The following is a 19,857-nucleotide window of genomic DNA, read 5'->3' as shown; positions in this document are numbered from 1 at the left end:
TTCCGGGAGGGTGGGCGACGGCCGGTATGCGGTGACGGCTCAGGCTTCTCGACCTTGCGCGGCCTTCACTGCTTCGGGGTCACCTCCGGGTCCGCGCAGGACGAAAGCGACCGCGACCGCCAGCAGAGATCCGATGAGGGGACCGAGCAGGTAGGGCCAGAGTCCGCGGAGGTCTCCGCGCACCAGGTCGGGCGCCAAGGATCGGACGGGGTTCATGGATGCTCCGCTGACGGGGCTTGCCCACAGCCCGGCCAGGACGATGTATCCGCCCACTCCAAGGGCCGCCAGCGGGCCGACGTTCTGTGCGGTTGAGGCCGTGCCCAGGATGGTGCTGACCAGGCCCAGGGTGAGTACTGCCTCGATGAGCAACGCTTGGGTGGTGGTGAATCCGGGGCCGGGTCTGGTCGCACCGAGCTGGCCGGTTGTCCCGAACAGCGCCCGCAGGAAGAGGCACGCCAGGACGCCGCCGACCAGCTGAGCGGCGAGGTAGCCGGGCACGCGACGCCACTGGAAGTCTCGGCGCAACGCGAAGGCGACAGTGACCACGGGATTGAGATGGGCACCGGAGACCGCGCCCATGCCCAGGATGACGGCCATCACCAGCAGGCCGGGCGCGGTGACGGCGGCGACCCGGCCGATGCTGCCGGTCTTGGCATCCAGGACGGCCCCTCCGGCGCCCACCAGCACGAGCAGGAGGGTGCCGAACGACTCGGCGAACAAGCGTCGCCACTCGTGGCTGAGATCGGTGAACTGCCGGCCCCAGACCGGTTGGCGCTCCATGAGCTCAGCGATGTGGGCGCCGTGACGGGCTCGGAGGGCGGCAGCGCTGTCGCCCGACGGGTCCCGGTCGTGCGCGCTGGTCGGCATGGCGCTCACAACGCCTCCTTCCCGCGAGCAGCGGGCCACAGGTCGACGAAATCAGTCTTCATGCTCACGATCGTCCAGTCGTGCTCGCGCGCTTTGGCGAGCAGCCGCGGATCGTCGTAGGCATACTCACGCGTCGGGTCGTCGTGGTGGACCACCATGGCAAACCGCGCGGCTTCGAGCATCTCGATGTCCCCGGCCGCGTTCCCAGCTGCCAGCACCGGCATGACGCCGGCCCGGTCCCACAGGTGCACGGTCTTCCCTGGGCCGTCGTCCAGCTGCTCGAGCGTTGCGGTCCGGACCAGCTGGCCGTTCACCGCCGTGAGCTGCACCTCCGAGCCGATGACGTGCTCACGGCGCAGACCGTATGCCGGACCAGCCATCACCCTCATGAAGTCCCGCGAGCTGTCCGTGCACATGAAGACGCTGAACTCCAGGGCGTGCAACACGTCCACCAGCTCCAGCATCGGTTGGAAGGTGAGCAGCGGATACGGACGCTGGAAGCGCAGGTGGACTGCCTCGCGAAGGAACGCGCGGGCCGCCAGGTCGTACTGCGCGGTGGTCTGCCCTTGGAACAGCTCGGCCAGCTCGCGAAGGACCTCATGCCCGCTGGCGGGAGGTGCCTGTGGACCCTGGCCCTGTGTGCATGCCGCGAGGAACTCAGACAACGTGGTGTGGGGCCTCTCGCAGGCCATCGTGCCGTCGTTGTCGAACGCGGCGACCCGCTCGGACACGGCGAGTGCACTCTCGCCCTGGGTGACCTCGACCAGGAACTCGGTCAAGGCACGCTTGGCAGGTCCATCACGCCAGGACGGCATACGCCGGCCCAGCTCCTCGATGTCCACTCGCGCCGCTCCTTCCGTTGGATCCTTCGTTGAACCTCGCCGGGTGGGCTCGTCATGGCTGCTGTGGGGCTCATCATGGCCGCTGGCTGCCCCACGCGCACGACCAATGCCCCGCGTCGTCCGGGGTGGAGAGCCTCAGCATTTCCACAGGTGGGAGGTCCTTTAATACGCTTTTCCAGCACGGGCGTCTGTGCTGCGAGTGAAGGAGAAGAGTGGTGACCGTAGTCAAGTCCCTGTGGGCCTCTGTGCAGGGGGACCCGGTGTTCATGCGGCGCGTGAACGGCTGGTTGGCGATCTTCTGGATCGTGATGATTCCGATCTCCATGTGGATGGGGTGGTTGAACTCTGTGGTCTACGTGTCCGCTCTCTCGCTCTGGGCCCTGGTCTCGGGACACTGGTCCGCCTGGCAGGCAGCCCGAGTCGAGGTTCACCAGCAGAAGGCAGCGGAAGAGGCAAGCAAGGAAGACATCCCCGAGGAAGTGGTCCAGAAGCTGGTCGAGAAGACCGAGATCGGGCCCGAGCTGGCGACCTGAGGCCCACGACGACGCGAGCGAACCAGCTCGCGCGAACACGGGCGCCTGGAGACGACCCGACGACCCCTGGCCGTGCCGTCTCGGCTACGCTTGGCCGCTGCGTGGCTGGCTGGGTTCGAGAGAGGTTCCCAGCAGAGGTCTCAGCCATGCTCCGCCCTCGTAGCTCAGGGGATAGAGCACCGCTCTCCTAAAGCGGGTGTCGGCAGTTCGAATCTGCCCGAGGGCACCAACCGGCAATATCCGGCATCAGCCGAAATCACCCAGCATCAGTTAGTGCGACGATCGTCAGCCGTGTGGGACCGAGTCCTGGCTCGGGAAAGCGGGTGTCGTGTGTCGCCGGTCCCGTCGACGATTCCTGCATGTGCGCACGTCGCGGTCCCGCGAACGAGGCCGGGGCCGTCGCGGACATGATCCAGAGGCTGGCGCCGGTGCCCATGGGGTACCCAGAGGAATGAAGCCAACCGCATTCAACTGATACTCCCGCAACGCAACAACACAGTGCTAACGGCGTTTCCGAGTGCCTCCCGTGGTGGTGGGCGGCGTCGCATTCATCGAACCCGCCTGCCACCAGGGCCGAGTCGCGGTCCAGGTCCCAGGGTCAGCTGGGTGAGCGCGAAGAGGCTCGCCAAGCGAGCCAAGGCCGTTCAGCAGGCACTGGGCCAGCATCAGGACACCGTCGTCGCCCGGCAGCGACTGCGCCAGCTCGGCGCCCAGTCGTTCCTGCGCGGCGAGAACGGCTTCACCTTCGGTCTACTACACGGTGTGGAACGCCTGCGCGCAGAGCATGCCGAGCTTGAGTTCCAGAGCGCGTGGGTGCGGATGACACGGCCGCGCACAGCGGCCTCACGGGTGTGCCCAGGGGCCGGGCTGTGCGCAGCCCGGCCCCTGGGTTGTCACCGTGGGTCCAGCTCAGCTGACCGTGAGGCTGTCGAGGCTGACGAAGGCGCCCTTGGATGCCGCGGACTTCGCGCCGACCACGACGATCTTGACCGTGTGACGAGCATCCGTCAGGTGAGAGATCGTGACTGCGGAGCGAGCCGTCGATCCGTACTCGTTGACGGTGGCCTTGAGGACGCCGTCCACGTAGACCTTCGCCACTCCGGACGCGGTGGTCCGGAGGTAGCCGTAGGTCAGGCTCGTGCTGCGGAACGTCATCAGGGCGTAGGCGTTCTTGGTCGCAGAACGCGTCCAGGTGCCCCCGCTGGCTGCGCTGGAGCTCAGACGGGTCCAGCCAGCGGTGTAGGCCACCGGCGGGACGTTGACGTCCTGCACGGCGAGCGGCCCGCGGAAGGCGACGGCCGGGGTGGCCGTCAGCGTGTTGCCGGCGCGGTCGCTGATCGCGCTCGCGGTCGCGAACACCTCGTACTTCTCACCGGGGACATAGCCCGCGGACGGGGTGAACCGCGCGCTCTTGACGGGGTTGGTGCACGCCGTGGCCACCTGCTGCAGGTCGTAGCAGGTCACGGTGCCCGCCAGCGGCGTCGTGGTGCCCGTGACGCGCTCGCCGAAGCTCGACGCACCGACACCGTTGACCAGCTCGCTGAAGGTCGCGGTCGCGGCGCCTCGGAAACCACCGGTCGGCGTGAGGGCGACGCTCGGGGCTGAGGTGTCCAGGGTCTGGGTCAACCGGCAGAAGCTGGTGCCGCTGACACCGCCGCCGATGGAGCCGTCGGCGAAGGGGACGAAGCCCTCGCTGCTGATCTGCTGCTCGACCTTTGCACGGGTGGCAGCCGGCAGGTCGTCGCGGCAGAGGAACCCGGTGCGCTCGCCGATGTAGCTGGTGACGAACTCAGGCGCGTAGCGGTAGACGTTGAACAGCGACCGGCGGGCCGGGAACGTGCCGTTCTTGACGTCGGGCGTGTCGGCCGCGACGCCATCGAGCGCGCCGAGCTCACCGCCGGTGACATCTCCGGGCTGCGGCGACTGCGCCTGCTTCTGGGTGAAGCGCCCGATCGAGTAGAAGTAGATGGCGTCGTTCTGGTCGCCGTTGGTGAAGATCGGCGAGGCGTCGTTCTCGAAGATCACGTGAGACGGACCGGAACCGCCGGGCTTGTTGGCGGCCGGGATGGCCTGCGTGCTGTCGCCACCGAGGTAGCTGTCGAACGTGCTCCGCGTCCCGGACCCGGCCTGGACCGAGTAGATGACGATGTTGTTCGCCGGCAGCGAGGGGTCCACGTCGTGCCAGGTCTTGAGCGTGCCGTTGTAGATGTTGACGAGCTGGGCCTTGGTCAGGTCGTGCAGGCTCGCCGAGCTCGACGTGCTGGCGGTCGAGTGCCACCACGAGATGCCGTCCTGTGCGTAGGCCACCGCCTTGAGGCCGTCGCAGTCACTGGTCTTGATCGCGCGGGAGGACCGGGCGAAGTCCACGACGGGCACCCCCGCGAGGCCCTGGTTGCAGAGCTGCTTGATCCCACTGCCCGAGCCGACGGGGTAGCGCTCGGTGACGGTGTCGTGGGTCGCGTTGGAGTCGGCCTCGCCGGTGTAGTCGCTCTGGCAGGAGCCGTCAGGCAGGAGGCTCGCGTCGGTCGGGACGACCGTGCATCCGCGCTGACCGCCGTAGAGGCTGTCCAGCTTCTGCATCATGGCGTAGGTGGTGTCGGACCCGCTCGCGTACAGCGTGTGCGAGGTGGCTCCGTGCGCGGCCGTTGTGCTGGCCATGGCCAGCTGGGGGGTGACCATCACGGCTGCTGCAGCCGCGATGGGGACGACGCCGGCCAGGAGGGCTCGGCGACGCGGGGCAAGAACGGACACGGTGGTCCCTTTCGATTCAAGGTGGATTAGGCGGCTATTGCTATCAGCGCGAGACGACGGCTCGACAGTGAATTCGGTTGCCACACAACGGAACAGAGGGCGAACAGTTCGGCTGCATCGGGCAATTCGGACACCCGGTCACAGCGCGGCCGGGAGCATCCGGCTGAATGCTGTTGCGGCCACGGCGACGAGGAGCACCAAGGGCGGGGTGGTGATCAGCCACGTGGACGTTCGGTGCCACCGCCGGTAGAGCGCGATGGTGATCGCCGTGACGAGTGCCAGGACCTCCAGCAGGAGCACGAGGTCCTTCCAGACACCGGCCTGTCCGCCCATGCCGGTCTCACTGAGGTCGCGCCCGGCTCGCGGTGTCGGCGCGAACGGCGCGCCCTGGAGGTCGGCAGCGAGCGATACAGCGCGACTCGCGACATACTCCGGGCCGCTGGTGGTGAGGACGAGGCGAGGTCGATCCCCCTCGGCATACGGGTCCGCGCCGAGCGGGGCGGTCGACACCCGGTAGTGCGCCACCCCCTCGGCAGTCGCCACGGTGATCTCGTCGTCGGCACGCAGGGACGGCAGGGCCCGGAACAACGCGCCATAGCTGGTGCGCGTGCCGACGACGCCGGCGGTGCCTGGCTGGCCCGGAAGGGCCGTGCCGGGGACGTGACCGGGTCCTTGCTCGAGCTGCGCCGGCTGGACCCCTTCGACGACCACCTGGGACAGATGCAGCCGCGGGATCTGCAGCAGGGCGACCGCATCTCCGCGCGCGGGCGCGAGGAGGGTCAGGTCGTGGGGGTCGGCGAGGTGGGGCGCTGATGCCGTCGACGGGCCGAGCAGCCCGCTCGCCGTCTGCGGGAGCTGAAGCTGGCGGTCCGCCTGGGTTGCCTGGAACCGCGTGGCCAGCTCCTCCACCAGTCGCGCTTGAGCGTTCCGCTCGAGCACCGGCCCGATGCCGAAGGCGAGCACGATCGCGGCCGCCACTACCACCGACCACGCCACCAGGACCCAGCCGAGGAGCACCCCGATCTGGCTCCTGGTGATCGTGAGTGCTGGCAGGCGCAGACCCGCCCCGACCTGAGGAGAGGTGCCGACGGCGCTCATGCGGCCACCTCACGGCGGAGCAGCAGAGTGCCTCCCAGGGCGGCACCGCTGGAGAGCATGAGTACGCCCGGCAGGAGCGGCGCGGGCACGGGCGCGGGCTGGGGCAGCACCAAGGGTGTCGTGCTCGACACGGTCGATGCCCGAAGGGTCTCGCTCGGTGTGGTCGCGCCGGGCCCCGGGAGCGGTGCGCCGCCCGTCGGGGACGGCATGGACCCGCCAGTGAGGGACCCACCCGGACCCGTGCCGCCGGAGAGTGCGCCCAGGGACCCCGGCGTCGGAGCCGGCAGGGTCCCTGGGGGGGTGACCTCGGGTCCGTGCGGTGCGGGCGATGGTGTCGGTTTCGGGTCCTGCGGCTGCGGGATGGTCGCGATGCGTTGCGCCGCGATGTCAGTCAGCGCGGCAGGCATGGGGACGTACCCCGCAGGCAGCACCTTCTGCCCGTCGCCGCTGGCATACGTGAGGATGGTCCGGAGCGCGGTTCCGGTCGCCTTGGTGGTCCCGCTCGTGGGGACGACCGCAGTGGTGAGGGTGGGCAGCGGGTAGGCGGCAGGATCCGTCGTGTCGAACTCGGGCTGCGCGGTGACACCATCCGCGCCGACCCGCATGTGGCTCAGTCCAGCGAGAATCGCCGGGTCGGTCGGGGCGACGTACTGGCCCGCGGCATTGGCCACCTGGACCATGGGCAGGCCGTTGAAGGCCGCGGCGCTGGAGTCGAGGACGCCGATGTAGCCGTAGACCGAGTAGTCGGTGTCGTCGGGTCGGGTGAGGCCCTGCGCGACGGCGTCGCCGCCGGTGCGCAGGTCGACGAAGCCGGTCGAGGGGTAGGTGTCGACAGGGCCGCCGCGGTAGGCGGCGCCACCCTGTTCGTATGCCGCCTTGGCGGTGGCCTCGAAGAAGCGGGTCAGCTCGAGGGTGAGGCCGCAGCCGTCGGCGCGCGCGATGGGCTTGACGGAGGTGGGGAACGAGTGGCCCTGGTTGAGGGCCAGGATCCGAGGGTCGTTCCAGTTGTCGATCTGGCCGGTGAAGATCATCGCGAGCAGGTCGGGTGTGAGCTTGAGGTCGTCGATCTGGGCACCTGTCTTCGCGTCGTGCAGGTTGTACGCGAAGCTGACTGCGGAGACCGTCAGCGGCACGTATGTGAAGGTGCGCTGGTTCACGGTGGGAAGCGAGCGGTCCTCGGTGGTGAGCGGGTCCTGGGTCACACCGAAGTCGCGCAGATCTCGCCAGGCGTTTCGCCGACCCTGGACGTCGTTGCCCGTCGTGAAGTCCACGGGCGTGCGATAAGGCTTGTCGCACAATGTCGTTGCCCACCGGAACATTGCCCGAGCCGCGGCGTCCGAGCCCAGCGCCGTCATCCCGGTGACGTTCTGCGGGCAGGAGTCGGCGGTCTTGGCAAAGCTGATCGGGGCACCGGCTGCCGAGGAGAAGTCCTCAGGGGCGGAGTCCTCCAGGACGACCACGGAGCACGGGTGACCGGCGTCGCAGGCCTGGGCGGAGGTGAGCTGCCCGGTGTGCACCTGGAAGGTGAGGGCGCCGGCACCGCTGGTGGTGCTGGCGTTCGTCAGGAAGTGGCTGCACTGGTCGATGCGGGTGGCCTCCGGCCCGCACTGCCGGATGTCCACGGGGGCGTCTCCGGTGAACCCCTGCCAGCTGACCCTGGCCCATTGGCCTTCGGCCAGCTGGTCCGAGGGAGTGACCGTGACCGATCGGGGAGCCTGCGCCTGGGCGCCAGTGGAGATGGCGGCAAGCCCGATGAGGCAGGTGCCTCCGAGCACGAGGGCCGCGGAGACGCGGCGCAGGGCTGTGCCCCACGCAGGACGGATGGACACGCGAGAACCTCACTGGACACTCAGATACACAGGCGGGGGCGACGCAAACTGTGGCCGCGAATGCCTTTGCGGGTCAACGCGATTGTCTGATTCCGAGGGAACGTTTCGGGTTCAGTCGCCGGGTGTTCACCCAACACGGGCCAATTCGTTGAACTCGCTCCGGGATGCTTCGGATGTCGACGGATGCCCGTCCACTTGCGGGCAGGATCTGCGCGCGATGACGTGCCCTGACCAAGGAGGCGCCCGCATGACCGTCGAGACCGCTGCTCTGCGCGTCGAGGAGGACCGGCCCCGGCCGCTACCCAGTGGGATGTCCCTCGGCGACAGGCTCTTCCGCGGCGGTGTCACTGCGACTGCGCTCCTGACTCTCGTCATCCTGGTGCTCATCGGCACCTTCCTGGTCATCAAGGCTCAGCCCGCGCTGCACGTGAGCGGCTGGTCGTTCCTCACCGAGCGCCGCTGGGACACCGAGGCCACGCACCCCCGCTTCGGTGTCGCGGCCCTGGTCTACGGCACGGTCGTCATCGCCGTGATCGCGCTCGTGATCGCGGTGCCCACGGCGACGCTGACTGCGTTGTTCCTCACCGACTACGCGCCTCGGCGGTTGCGTCGGCCGCTGACCTCGCTCGTCGACCTGTTGGCCTCCGTGCCCAGCATCGTCTTCGGCCTGTGGGGGGTGTTCGCCCTCCAACCTCACCTCGTGGGCATCGCGACGTGGCTGTCGACGCATCTGGCAGCTGTCCCCGTGCTCAGGGTCGACCGCGCCTCCTACACAGGCTCAGCATTCGTGGCCGGCGTGGTGGTGAGCCTTATGGTCCTGCCCATCATCACCTCGGTCGTTCGTGAGGTCTTCGCCTCCGCGCCGCTCGGGGAGAAGGAGGCGGCGCTCGCCCTGGGGTCCACGAGATGGGCGATGGTGCGCACCGTCGTGCTGCCCTTCGGCAAGGGCGGGATCGTCGCCGGCACCATGCTCGGCCTCGGGCGCGCGCTGGGTGAGACGGTCGCGGTGGCCGTCATCGTCAGCCCGTCCTTCGTGATCAGCCCGCACGTGCTCCAGACCGGCGCCAACAGCATCGCGGCGCTGATCGCGCTCCGATTCGGTGACGCGAACGCCCTCGGGCTCTCGGCCCTGATGGCCGCGGGTGTCGCACTGTTCGCGATGACGCTGGTCGTCAACGTCTGCGCCTCCTTCGTCGTCGCCCGATCCCGATCCGGAGCCGGGGTGGACATCTGATGTCCGTCGTCGACCTCGACCTCGACCAGGCCGAGACCCCCACTGGGCGCCCCGTGTCTGCGTCCACGAACACACACCAGACCACGGTCTTCGCGGTGCCTGCTGGTTCGGACGTCGCGCCCGAGCACCGGCTGCGGGCCACGGTGCCCTGGCCGCAGGTTCTCCTCGTGTTCGGCTGCGCCGTGAGCGCCTACGCGTTGATGCTGGTGGGCTACTCCTACCTCGCGGGCCTGTCTGGCGCGGTCGGGTTCGGGATCTGCTGGTACGCCGTCTTCCTCCTCATGGTCTATGTCACGGCCCGCGAGCAGGAAGGACGGCAGGCGGCGTCCGACCGGGTGGCGTCGGTCGTCGTGTGCACCGCCGCGCTGGCGCTGCTGGCGCCCCTGGTCCACATCGTCGGTTTCGTTGTCATCAAGGGCCTGCCCGAGCTGCGGCCGGGCTTCTTCGTCCATGACCTTCGCACCACTGCCGCCCTCTCGGATCGCGCATCTGGCGGCGCCGGCCACGCGATCATCGGGACGCTCGAGCAGGTGGGTCTCGCGGTCCTGATCGTGGTGCCGCTCGGCATCGTCACCGCGGTGTTCTGCAACGAGGTGCGTGGCCCCCTGCGCCGGCCCGTGCGGATGTTCGTGGACACGATGAGTGGCGTGCCGTCCATCGTCGCCGGCTTGTTCATCTACATCGTGTGGGTCGTCGGGTTGAACCAGCACTTCTCCGGCTTCGCGGCCTCCCTCGCCCTGGCGATCCTGATGCTGCCCAGCGTGGCTCGGACCGCCGAGGAGATCCTGCGGCTGGTGCCGTCGGGGCTGCGGGAAGCGAGCCTCGCCCTCGGCGCCTCGCAGGCGAAGACGGTCTGGAGCGTCGTGCTCCCGACGGCGCGCGGTGGCCTGGTGACGGCCTCCGTCCTGGGCGTGGCGCGCGGGGTGGGCGAGACCGCACCGCTTCTCATGACCTCCTTCGGCAACAAGGTCTTCAACGCCGACCCGTTCTCCGGGGCACAGGCGAGCCTGCCGAAGTTCGTCTGGGACTACTTCCAGGCGCCCAACCAGGCGCTGGTGGACCGCGCCTGGACCGCCACCCTCGTCCTCGTCGCGCTGGTGCTCATGCTCTTCACGCTGGCGCGCGTCATCACCAACCGCGCGGCCCCCGGCCGCCGTCGCCCCCGGCGGAAGGCCTCCTCATGACCGAAGTCCTCGACACCGCTCGCAGCGTCAGTGCTCCCTCCCCCCACGAGCCATGGACGACCGAGTGGGCAGGCCTTGCGACGCGGGAGGTCTCGGCGTGGTTCGGCGAGCGCAAGGTGCTCGACCGCATCAGCCTCGACATGCCGGCGCGGACGGTCACCGCCCTCATCGGGCCCAGCGGCTGCGGCAAGTCGACCTATCTGCGGACGCTCAACCGCATGCACGAGCTCGTGCCCGGGGCACAGCTCGCTGGCGAGGTGCTCCTGGACGGCACGGACATCTATGCCGCAGGGTCCCGGGCCACGGCGATCCGCAAGCGGATCGGCATGGTCTTCCAGAAGCCGAACCCGTTCCCTGCCATGAACATCCGCGACAACGTGCTCTCCGGACCCAAGCTTGCGGGACTCCCGGTGGCCGACCCGGACGCCCTGGTCGAGCTGAGCCTGACCCGTGCGGGTCTGTGGTCGGAGGTCGCCAAGCGCCTCGACGAGCCCGGCGGAGCGCTGTCCGGCGGACAGCAGCAACGCCTCTGCATCGCCCGGTCGCTGGCGGTCTCACCCGAGGTCCTGCTCATGGACGAGCCCTGCTCGGCGCTCGACCCCACCTCGACGCGGCGGATCGAGGAGACGATCCGCGAGATCGCGGAGGAGGTCACCGTCGTCATCGTGACCCACAACATGCAGCAGGCCCAACGGGTGTCGGACTCGTGCGCCTTCTTCCTGGCGGCTGAGAACGAGCCTGGGCGCGTCGTCGAGGCTGGCCCCACGAACGCCATGTTCACCACCCCCCAAGACCCCCGGACGGCGGACTACGTCGCCGGCCGCTTCGGCTGATCGAGGAGAATCGTGCACTCTGGACTTCGCAGGGCCCTGGGGGCAGCTACCGCGGTAGCCGGCGCCGTCGCGCTCAGCCTGCTGCCCGCGGCGACGGCATGGGCGGCCGGTGGTGACGTCACCGTGACCGGGGCCGGCTCGACCTGGTCGCAGATCGCCCTGGACCAGTGGCGCGCCGACGTCGCCCACTACGGGCTGAACATCAACTACTCCGGTGTCGGCTCCTCGGCCGGGCGCAACTTCTACATCATCAACCAGGTGGACTTCGCGGCTACCGAGATCCCCTTCCAGCCCGACGAGGTGCGCCGGCTTCGCGCCGAGGGCAAGAGCTTTCAGTACCTCCCGGATGTCGCGGGCGGGACGTCGCTCATGTACAACCTCCGCGACGCCTCGGGACGCGCGGTGAACGGTCTGCGCCTGTCCAAGGAGACGCTGGGCGGGATCTTCACCGGCACGATCACCTCGTGGGACGCGCCGCAGGTCAAGGCGGACAACCCGGGGCTGAACCTGCCACACCAGGCCATCACGCCGGTCCTGCGCTCCGACGGCTCGGGCACGTCCGCCCAGTTCTCGAGCTACCTGCTGCACGAGACCCCGTCTGCCTGGGCGAAGTTCACGGCCTCGCAGGGCGTGCCCGACGCTGCGACGTCCTACTGGCCGACCTTCGGAAACAGTGTGGCCCAGAAGGGGTCCGACGGCGTGGCGAACTACGTGGCGAACGACTCGACGGGCGTGGGCTCGATCGGATACGTCGAGGCCGGGTACGCCATCGAGCGCAACCGGCCGGTCGCGTTCATCCGTAACGCCTCCGGCGCCTACGTGCTGCCGACGGCGCACGCCGTGTCGGTCGCCCTGACCCGGGCCACCCTCAACGGCGACCAGACCCAGAACCTGGGTGCCGTCTACACCAACCCTTCGCCTGACGCCTACCCGATCTCGTCCTACAGCTACATGGTCACGCCGACGAGCGGGATCGACCCTCAGAAGGGCCGCGTGCTCGGGGCCTACATGCTCTACTTCGCCTGCGCGGGCCAGCAGAAGGCCGCCGTGCTCGGGTACTCCCCGCTGCCGCCCAACCTGGTGAAGGTGGTCTTCAGTGCGGTGAAGCGGATTCCCGGAGCCCCGACCCCACCGCCGCTGTCCCGCTGCGCCAACCCGACCATTCCCGGGGCTGTCGACGGCGGTGTCCCGGGCCTGACCGCTGGGACCGGGAGCGCCGCGCCTCCCGGCTCGGGCGGCGGCGCGACGTCCGGCCACGCCCCTCAGGGCAACCTTGCGTCGCCCGGCACGCCCTCCTTGAGCGGGTCGCTGGGCCACCCCGCCCCGACGACGGCCGGGGGCTTGACCCCCGCCGGCACCGTGCCGGCTGGCGCGAACGGCCTGGCAGGCACCAGCACCAACGGACTCCAGACATCGGCCTACGCGCCTGCGCAGAACGTCTCGCTCGTGGTGCCCACCGCTGCCGGTGGGTCCGCGTCCTACCCCGCCCTTGCGGCGCTGCTGGCGGTCCTGCTGCCGGCCTTGCTCGCGGGGCCGGCGCTCGGCACCGTGCGGCAGGTGCGCCGCCGCGCGCCCGGCTCGATGGAGCGTGTGCGCGGTGCAGGGACGGCGGTCATCGGCCGCCTCGGCGGAGGCAGCCGCCGCGCCCAAGGGTGACCGAACGCTAGAGCAACGGTATGGCGCTGTAGAGAAGTCTCTGTGGCTCCGCACGTGCCTCGGTTCGGTGCCAAGGCGCCAGTGAAGGCATGGCAGCACCGGCCAGGGCTCTCCATCCGCAGCCAGTGTCGGAGGCGGCCGCTAGCGTCCCCATGGTGGTAGGCGCTTTCCCGGTCTCCGCGACAGGACCGTGGCGTCGGCCCTGCAGGTCGAGGGCGAGGCGCCTCGGTTGGGGCTTGGCGCCGAGACAACGGCGCGGTGCTGGGCGTTAGGCCCGCCGCCCAGTCGCTGCGCGGACGGCCGCGAGGAGGTACGAAACCTTCACGCGCCACCTGGCTCAGTGGTCGGAGGCGACCTATCCCTGACGTCCCACCGTTGCGGGTAGACGGGTGTGATCCCCAACTTCTGGACCGCGTCATACACATCGAACAGCGCCGACACCCGCTGCAGGAGTCGCGTCGAGCACCTTCAGGCTGCCTCATGTGTCGCGGAATCATCTGTGGTTGCTGACCAGTTGGCGGACGTGCCCGTGGCGGTCATCATTGACCTGTGCGCCGACTGGCAGAAGTGAGGGTCGGCGTTGACCGCAGTGGCGCGGCACCGCCTCCAGCGCTCTTCTCGTGCCTGCCCGCGCAGGAGGTCCTCGACCACGTGCGCCCGGCGATCGACCCTGACTCTCTGCTCACCTCGCAGGAGGCGGCACGGGCCGGCCGTTTGTCCCTCGAGCTCGATCGTCGGGACTTCGTTGCAGCCCGGGTGCTGGCGCGGCTGCTGATCGCCCGGCGTCACGGTCAGGGAGCCGACCCTGCGGCGATCGCGGGGATCGCCTTCTCCCAGCGGTGCGAGCGCTGCGGGGCGGCGCATGGCCGACCGTTCGTCGACGTGCCCGGCGAGCGCGTCTCATGGGCCCATGCCGGGGGCTACGTCGCCGCGGTGGCCGGCAACGGACCCGTGGGTGTCGACGTGGAGCCATTGACGTCCCTAGGCCGCGGCGCCTGGGAGGGAGCCCCCGACCTTCGGTCGTGGGTAAGAGCCGAGGCTCTGCTCAAGTGGGGTGACGGGACGCTGGACCAGGCCGCCACCTGGCTTCCGGCGCTCACAGGGCCACCGTCCACCAGGGGTCGCCACTACCTCGTCGGCGACGATGGCCAGCCCCGTCGCGCGCGCGGGATGCCGGCCGGGGTCCGCGGAGTCGTGGTCACCGACGCCCCGCGCGCGGCTGTACCGGTGGCGTGCAGCGCAGCGACCGAGGCGCGGGCGCAGTGGGTCGACCCGCTGTCGTGAGCGTCCCGTCACCAGGCCGTGCGCCTACAGGTCTTGCGCTGGCGGCTCGCCAGGAGGACTGTTCGAATCATGTCCGGACTTGACGAGGATGCTGCCTTGGTGAAGGTGTCCGAAGGTCTCGTGGCGCGGTTCCCCGCAGTCGATCCTGCGACGGTGCGTTCGGTCGTCGCCGAGGCACGCTCCCGCTTCGACGGGCCGGTCCGCGACTACGTGCCGCTGCTGGTCGAGCGCGTGTGCAGGGAGCGGCTCACGGCGCTGGCTTCCGCATCGTCGAGCACGTAAAGGCCAGGGGCGCGACGGGCGCGACGGTCGGAGTGCCTAGCGCGAACTCCTGGGCAGCGGCGGCAGCTGCGGCTCGAGCAACCACGCGCGGAACAGGCTGCTCACTTCGTCGCGGTCGGGGCCTGCTCCCTCGGTGAAGCGCTCGATGAACTGCGCGGTGGTCACCGAGCCATGACGATGGGCCGCTACCCACTGGCGCAGCAGCGTGAAGAAGCGGGTGTCCCCGATGGTCACGCGCAAGGCGTGCAGGAGCAGGGCCCCGCGCTTGTAGACGCGGTCGTCGAACATCAGGGGGCGGGAGGGGTCTGCGAGGACGAGGTCCTGCGGGGATGACTCCAGCCGTCTCCAGTGCTCGGAGGCGTGCCGCCCGGCTGCGCGTCCGCCCGATGCCTCCGACCACAGCCACTCGCTGTAGCAGGCGAAACCCTCGTGCAGCCAGATGTCCTGCCACCGCGCGGTGGTGAGGGAGTTGCCGAACCACTGGTGGGCCAGCTCGTGCGCGATGAGGCGTTGGCCGGCCCAGTCCGTGCGCATGTGGTTGCGACCGAACGTGGACAGGGTCTGGGACTCCACGGGGATCTCCAGGTCGTCGTCCGTCACGACGACGGTGTACGCGCCAAAGGGGTACGGCCCGAAGAGGTCCACGAAAGTGCGCATCATCTCGGGTTGCCGGGACAGGGCAGCCAGGACTTCGTCGGTGAGTCTCGCGGGCGCCTCGGCAGTCATCGGGACAGGCGACCCCGGGAGGGCCGTGCTCCGATACCGACCGACCTGCAGCGTGGCCAGGTACGTGGACATCGGCTCGCGCTGCTCGTAGCTCCAGAGCACGCGGCTGGACATCGGTCGTCGGTCGGTCAGGGCACCGTTGGCGATCACGCGGTACCCGGCTGGAGCGGCCACGTCGAACCTGTAGGTGGCCTTGTTGGACGGCCGGTCGTTGCAGGGGAACCAGGAGGGCGCACCATCGGGCTGCCCCGCCACGATGGCTCCGTCGGTGAGCTCTTCCCAGCCTGCGCCGCCGTGGGGTCCGGGCACCGTCGTCGGATGACCGGAGTAGGTGACCGTGACGGTGAACCCCGCACCCGGAACGAGCCTGCTGTGCGGCTGGAGGAGCAGCTTGCCCGCGCTGTGGCGGTACTTGCGAGGGGCGACCCCGTCGATGGTCACCTTGGACACCCTGAGTCCGTGAAGGTCGAGAGCGAACCGCTCCGCCTCGTGGAGGGCGCGACAGCGCAGCGTGGCTCGGCCGGCCAGGTGGTTGCTGGCGACCTTGTAGTCCAGCCCGAGGTCGTAGTGCTCGACGTCGAAGGTGTCGTCCCCGTGACCGGCGAGGTAGGGGTCCCCGTCGCTGATCACCGAGTGGCCACCTCGACCCCGTCAGCCTCGACACCGTCGGCCTCGATACCGTCGTCCGCCCAGGGCCCGATGGGGTTGCCGATCCAACGGGTACCGTCGGGCACCGACTCACCTCTCATGACCAGGGACACGGGTCCGACCGTAGCGTGTCGTCCGATGACTGCGGCCGGAAGGATGACGCCGTTGGAGCCCAACGTGGAACCGGTGCGCATCGTGACGGCGGACATGCTCAGGAGCCTGTCGTGGAACAGGTGGGTCTGCACGACGCAGCCCCGGTTCACGGTGACGCCGTCGCCCAACGTGACCAGGTCTGCCTCGGGGAGCCAGTAGGTCTCGCACCAGACGCCGCGCCCGATTCGCGCGCCCATGCTGCGCAGCCACCAGTTGAGGACCACGGTGCCAGTGGCGCCGCGGGCGAACCACGGGGCGGCGACGACCTCCACGAAGGTGTCAGCCAGCTCGTTGCGCCAGACGAACGAGCTCCACAGCGGGAACTCGGAGGGCTTCACGCGACCAACCAACAGCCACTTGGCGAGGGTCGCCACCATCGCCGCCACTGCTCCAGCGGCCAGCAACGCCAGACCGGTCGAGACCGCGGCCACACCCCAGCCGAGCTCGATGGCTGTCCACTCCATGACAACGACGACCCCGACGCAGATCGCGACGTGCGCCATGACGGCGACCAGGCGGCATACCTCCACCAAGGCCCTGGCCACGCGCAGTCGGCGAGGCGGATCGTAGGTGCGGCTGGTCTCGCCGGACTCGGTGGGACGACGCAGCAGCGTGGGCGGGCTGCCGAGCCACGAGGTCCCCGCCTTGGCCTTGGTACGACGTGGCGCGGCAGACAGCACGGCCACGAGGCCGCGCTTGGGCACCCGACGGCCCGGTGCTGCCATGCCCGAGTTGCCGACGAAGGCGTGCTTTCCCACCTTCACGTGCTCGATGCGCAGCCACCCACCGCCCAGCTCGTACCCCCCGAGGAGGGTGTCGTCGGCGAGGAATGCTCCATCGCTGACTGTGGTCAGCCGCGGGATGAGCAGCACGGTCGACGCCTCGACCTCCCGGCCGATGCGCGCTCCCAGCAGCCGCAGCCACGTCGGCGTCAGGCTGCTGGAGTAGAGGGGGAAGAGCCACGTGCGGGCTTCGTCCAGCACGCGGATGGTCGACCACGCCTGCCAGGCCTGTCGTCCGTGGATCGGGTGGTGCCCACTGCGCAGCCCCAGGCCCAGGAGCCGGACCAGTGCCAGCACCAGCAGGGCGAGCGTGAGCATTCCCACGACAGTGCCGACCGGCAGCCACACGAACGCGGCGCGGACCGCGGAGGAGAGGTCGGTCGAGGCGCGGAGCGGCCCAGCGACGACCACGACGCCGGCGAGGACCGCGACGGCCGGCAGCAGCGAGATCAGGACCGCGACGGCTCCGTAGGCAGCCAGCCACAGCGGCCGGTTCAGGGGGAGCCGGTCGTCCCACGGTCCACGGGCCCGGCCGGATCGACGAGCCGGCGCGCCGGCCCAGGACTGGTCCGGCGGGACGCTGCCGAAGACGGCAGACCCCGGCGCCACCTCCGCGCGCGCCCCGACCCGACTGCCGGGCGCCAGGGTGCTGCGCGCACCTACCCGCGCCCGCTCCCCGATGTCCACCCGACCGATGTGCAACAGGTCGCCGTCGAGCCAGTGCCCGGCGAGGTCCACCTCGGGCTCGACCGAGCACTCGTCCCCGAAGCTGGCGAGACCGGTGACCGGCGGTATGGCGTGCAGGTCGACGTGCTTGCCCACCCTAGCGCCGAGCGCCCGAGCGTAAAGGCGCAACCAGGGCGCGTTGGCGAGGTTCGCAGCCCCGAGCTCGTCGGTGAGACGGTCCGCCGCCCACAGCCGCAGGTGAACGCGGCCCCCACGGCGGTACTGGCCCGGTCCCACACCCCGCAGCAGGATCCTGGCCCCCGCTGCGCTGAGCGTGAGCCGCCCGATGGGCGTCACCAAGGCCAGCCAACCCAGGAGCACCCACCACCAGGACACGCTGGGCAGCCACGCCAGTCCCCACAGGTCGACGACGAGGTTGTTGGCGGCAGCGACCCACACGGACCAGCGCAGACCGGTCAAGATGCGCACCGGGATGGTGAATGCGACTTGACCCAGCTGCGTGCTCACGGGAACGGGTCGCACGTTCCTGGCCCGAGCCGCGGCCGGAGCTGCCAGCTGGTCCAGCAGACGCGCCAGGTCTCCCAGCCGCGGTGCGTCGTAGACATCCGCCACTGTCACCTCGGGAAAGCGCTCCCGCAGCCGCGACACCAGGTGGGCCGCGGCCAAGCTGCCACCGCCCACGTCGAAGAAGTCCTCGTCCGGTCTCGTCACGACCGCGCCGAGGATCTCGAGCCACAGCTCCTGCAACCACAAGGCCGTACCCTCGAGCTGGACGGACTGGTCAGGCTTGCTCTTGCCGCCCAGGGTGGCCACCGGCCATGGCAGCGCATCCCGGTCGATCTTGCCGGAGGTGCGAGTCGGAAGGGAGCGCACCTCGGCCAGCCGGGGGACCAGCGGAGCCGGCATCGACTGGCGCAGGGAGGCCAGCGACGCCTCGAGGTCGAAGGCCTCGGTGATGACGACGTAGCCGACCAGCATGGCGTGCCCGGCCTTGGTGTGTCGCACGGCGGTGGCAGCGCCGGTCACCCCGGGCAGGGACAGCAGGTGGCTGTCCACCTCGCCGAGCTCGATCCGACGGCCGCCGACCTTGACCTGGTCGTCAGCGCGGCCGACGAAGACCAGGCCCTCGTCGTCGTTGCGGACCACGTCGCCGCTGCGGTAGGCCCTGGCCCAGCCCAGCGACGGCATCGGCGCGAACTTCTCCGCATCCTTGTCCGGGTCCAGGTACCGGGCCAGGCCGACCCCACCGATGATGAGCTCACCCGTCTCTCCAGGACCCACCGGGTCACCCGTCGCGCCGACCACCGCGAGGTCCCAGCCGTCCAAGGGCAGTCCGATGCGCACCGGTCCCTCGCCGGTGAGCCGCGCCCCGCAGGCCACGACGGTCGCCTCCGTGGGTCCGTAGGTGTTCCACACCTCCCGACGCTCGGTGGCCAGTCGCGCACCGATCTCAGGGGGACAGGCCTCTCCGCCGAGGATCAGGAGCCGCACCGCGGCCAGCGCCTCGGTGGGCCACAATGCGGCCAACGTCGGGACCGTCGAGACCACCGTGACCCGGTTGGCCACCAGCCACGGACCGAGCTCCATGCCGCTGCGGACGAGCGACCGCGGGGCCGGCACGAGGCAGGCGCCGTAGCGCCACGCGAGCCACATCTCCTCGCACGACGCGTCGAACGCCACCGAGAGCCCCGCCATCACGCGGTCACCCACGCCAAGAGGACGGTCCTGGACGAACAACCGCGCTTCGGCATCCACGAAGGCCGCCGCAGAGCGGTGCGACACCGCGACACCCTTCGGTATGCCGGTGGACCCCGACGTGAAGATGATCCAGGCGTCGTCCGCGTGGTCGGGCTCCTGCGCACCGATGGGCGGACCGGCGACCGCCCCGGCCAGGTCGATGACGAGATCGTCACCGATCACCGCTGAGACCTCGGCCTCGGTGAAGACGGTGCGAGCCCGCTCGTCAGGATCGTCGGCGTCCACCGGCACGTATGCCGCTCCGGCCATGAGCACGCCCATGATCGCCACGTACAGGTCGACCGTCCCCGACCTGAGGCGCACCCCGACGCGGTCCCCAGATCCCACTCCCAGCTCGTTCAGCTCCCGGGCCACGAGCTCGCTCGCCTCCTGGAACTCGAGGTAGGTGAGCACGTCCGCACCGTTGTCCAGAGCAGGTTCGTCGGGTGCCAGGGCGACCGTCTCCGCAAAGATGTGGAGCAGGGTCCGTGGGGCCGGCGCTCGGGGCCCGCGAAGAAGAGTCACCCCAGGCCGTCAGGGGTGCAGACCGCGCGGGATGACCTCATGAGCGGATCATCCTCGCCTTGGGTGAACGGAGCATGTCCACGCCTCGCCGAAGTCGCGGCGCTCGTCAGACTCCCCGTTGGGATCGGCCAGTTCTCCAATCCGAGCGACAAGCATCATGTGGCCCCCTGATGTCGTGAGCAGGGTGGTAGCCGTGAGCTCCACTG

At 69.9% G+C, this 19,857-nt stretch carries 14 protein-coding genes and 1 tRNA gene; 8 read left to right on the top strand and 7 right to left on the bottom strand.

Annotated elements, in window-relative coordinates; translation table 11 throughout:
- Positions 1 to 39 precede the first annotated feature (39 nt).
- Complete coding sequence (locus BJ986_RS08975; protein ID WP_238338340.1) at positions 40 to 867, bottom strand: MIP/aquaporin family protein; 828 nt, start codon at positions 865 to 867, stop codon at positions 40 to 42.
- 5 nt (positions 868 to 872) lie between these two features.
- Positions 873 to 1,709 (bottom strand): haloacid dehalogenase-like hydrolase, encoded by an 837-nt coding sequence (locus BJ986_RS08970; protein WP_179421667.1) that lies wholly within the window; start codon positions 1,707 to 1,709, stop codon positions 873 to 875.
- A 215-nt stretch (positions 1,710 to 1,924) separates the two neighbouring features.
- Here BJ986_RS08970 and BJ986_RS08965 point away from each other — a divergent pair, with 215 nt between their 5' ends.
- Together BJ986_RS08965 and BJ986_RS08960 are read left to right on the top strand one after the other, a co-directional pair.
- Positions 1,925 to 2,242 carry a hypothetical protein gene (locus BJ986_RS08965; protein ID WP_179421666.1) on the top strand — a complete coding sequence of 106 codons (318 nt, stop codon included), beginning with the start codon at positions 1,925 to 1,927 and terminating at the stop codon, positions 2,240 to 2,242.
- Positions 2,243 to 2,395: 153 nt separating this feature from the next.
- A tRNA-Arg gene (locus BJ986_RS08960) sits at positions 2,396 to 2,471 on the top strand.
- A 680-nt stretch (positions 2,472 to 3,151) separates the two neighbouring features.
- Here the strand turns inward: BJ986_RS08960 and BJ986_RS08955 are convergent.
- The 3 genes from BJ986_RS08955 to BJ986_RS08945 all read right to left on the bottom strand — a co-directional run bounded on the left by BJ986_RS08955 (position 3,152) and on the right by BJ986_RS08945 (position 7,920).
- Positions 3,152 to 4,993, bottom strand: a complete 1,842-nt coding sequence (locus BJ986_RS08955; protein ID WP_179421665.1) for a substrate-binding domain-containing protein — start codon at positions 4,991 to 4,993, stop codon at positions 3,152 to 3,154.
- 138 nt (positions 4,994 to 5,131) lie between these two features.
- On the bottom strand, positions 5,132 to 6,091 hold the full coding sequence (locus tag BJ986_RS08950) for a class E sortase (RefSeq protein ID WP_179421664.1): 960 nt from the start codon (positions 6,089 to 6,091) through the stop codon (positions 5,132 to 5,134).
- On the bottom strand, positions 6,088 to 7,920 hold the full coding sequence (locus BJ986_RS08945; protein WP_179421663.1) for a substrate-binding domain-containing protein: 1,833 nt from the start codon (positions 7,918 to 7,920) through the stop codon (positions 6,088 to 6,090). Before BJ986_RS08945 ends, BJ986_RS08950 begins: the two co-directional genes overlap by 4 nt.
- A 247-nt stretch (positions 7,921 to 8,167) precedes the next feature.
- On the opposite strand from BJ986_RS08945, the gene pstC reads away from it, so the two are divergent.
- The 6 genes from pstC (at position 8,168) to BJ986_RS08915 (ending at position 14,393) form a co-directional block, all read left to right on the top strand.
- Positions 8,168 to 9,154 (top strand): phosphate ABC transporter permease subunit PstC, encoded by a 987-nt coding sequence (gene pstC / locus BJ986_RS08940; protein WP_179421662.1) that lies wholly within the window; start codon positions 8,168 to 8,170, stop codon positions 9,152 to 9,154.
- Positions 9,154 to 10,338: a phosphate ABC transporter permease PstA gene (gene pstA / locus BJ986_RS08935; RefSeq protein ID WP_179421661.1), complete on the top strand. Its 1,185-nt coding sequence runs from the start codon at positions 9,154 to 9,156 to the stop codon at positions 10,336 to 10,338. Before pstC ends, pstA begins: the two co-directional genes overlap by 1 nt.
- Positions 10,335 to 11,171 carry a phosphate ABC transporter ATP-binding protein gene (locus BJ986_RS08930; RefSeq protein WP_179421660.1) on the top strand — a complete coding sequence of 279 codons (837 nt, stop codon included), beginning with the start codon at positions 10,335 to 10,337 and terminating at the stop codon, positions 11,169 to 11,171. Before pstA ends, BJ986_RS08930 begins: the two co-directional genes overlap by 4 nt.
- Before the next feature lie 12 nt (positions 11,172 to 11,183).
- Positions 11,184 to 12,827 (top strand): phosphate ABC transporter substrate-binding protein PstS, encoded by a 1,644-nt coding sequence (pstS, locus tag BJ986_RS08925; protein ID WP_179421659.1) that lies wholly within the window; start codon positions 11,184 to 11,186, stop codon positions 12,825 to 12,827.
- Between the two features lie 549 nt (positions 12,828 to 13,376).
- On the top strand, positions 13,377 to 14,111 hold the full coding sequence (locus BJ986_RS08920; protein WP_179421658.1) for a 4'-phosphopantetheinyl transferase family protein: 735 nt from the start codon (positions 13,377 to 13,379) through the stop codon (positions 14,109 to 14,111).
- A 69-nt stretch (positions 14,112 to 14,180) separates the two neighbouring features.
- Positions 14,181 to 14,393, top strand: coding sequence for a three-helix bundle dimerization domain-containing protein (locus BJ986_RS08915; protein WP_179421657.1), 213 nt, complete (start codon positions 14,181 to 14,183; stop codon positions 14,391 to 14,393).
- Between the two features lie 36 nt (positions 14,394 to 14,429).
- On the opposite strand, the gene BJ986_RS16775 is transcribed toward BJ986_RS08915, so the two are convergent.
- Positions 14,430 to 15,749, bottom strand: coding sequence for a M1 family metallopeptidase (locus tag BJ986_RS16775; RefSeq protein WP_179421656.1), 1,320 nt, complete (start codon positions 15,747 to 15,749; stop codon positions 14,430 to 14,432).
- Complete coding sequence (locus BJ986_RS08905; protein WP_179421655.1) at positions 15,746 to 19,651, bottom strand: Pls/PosA family non-ribosomal peptide synthetase; 3,906 nt, start codon at positions 19,649 to 19,651, stop codon at positions 15,746 to 15,748. Before BJ986_RS08905 ends, BJ986_RS16775 begins: the two co-directional genes overlap by 4 nt.
- Positions 19,652 to 19,857 lie beyond the last annotated feature (206 nt).

It is taken from the genome of Pedococcus badiiscoriae (assembly GCF_013408925.1).
GTDB lineage: Bacteria > Actinomycetota > Actinomycetes > Actinomycetales > Dermatophilaceae > Pedococcus > Pedococcus badiiscoriae.
Note: the sequence above shows the minus strand (reverse complement) of the source record. Positions and strands in the feature narration are given on the sequence as shown.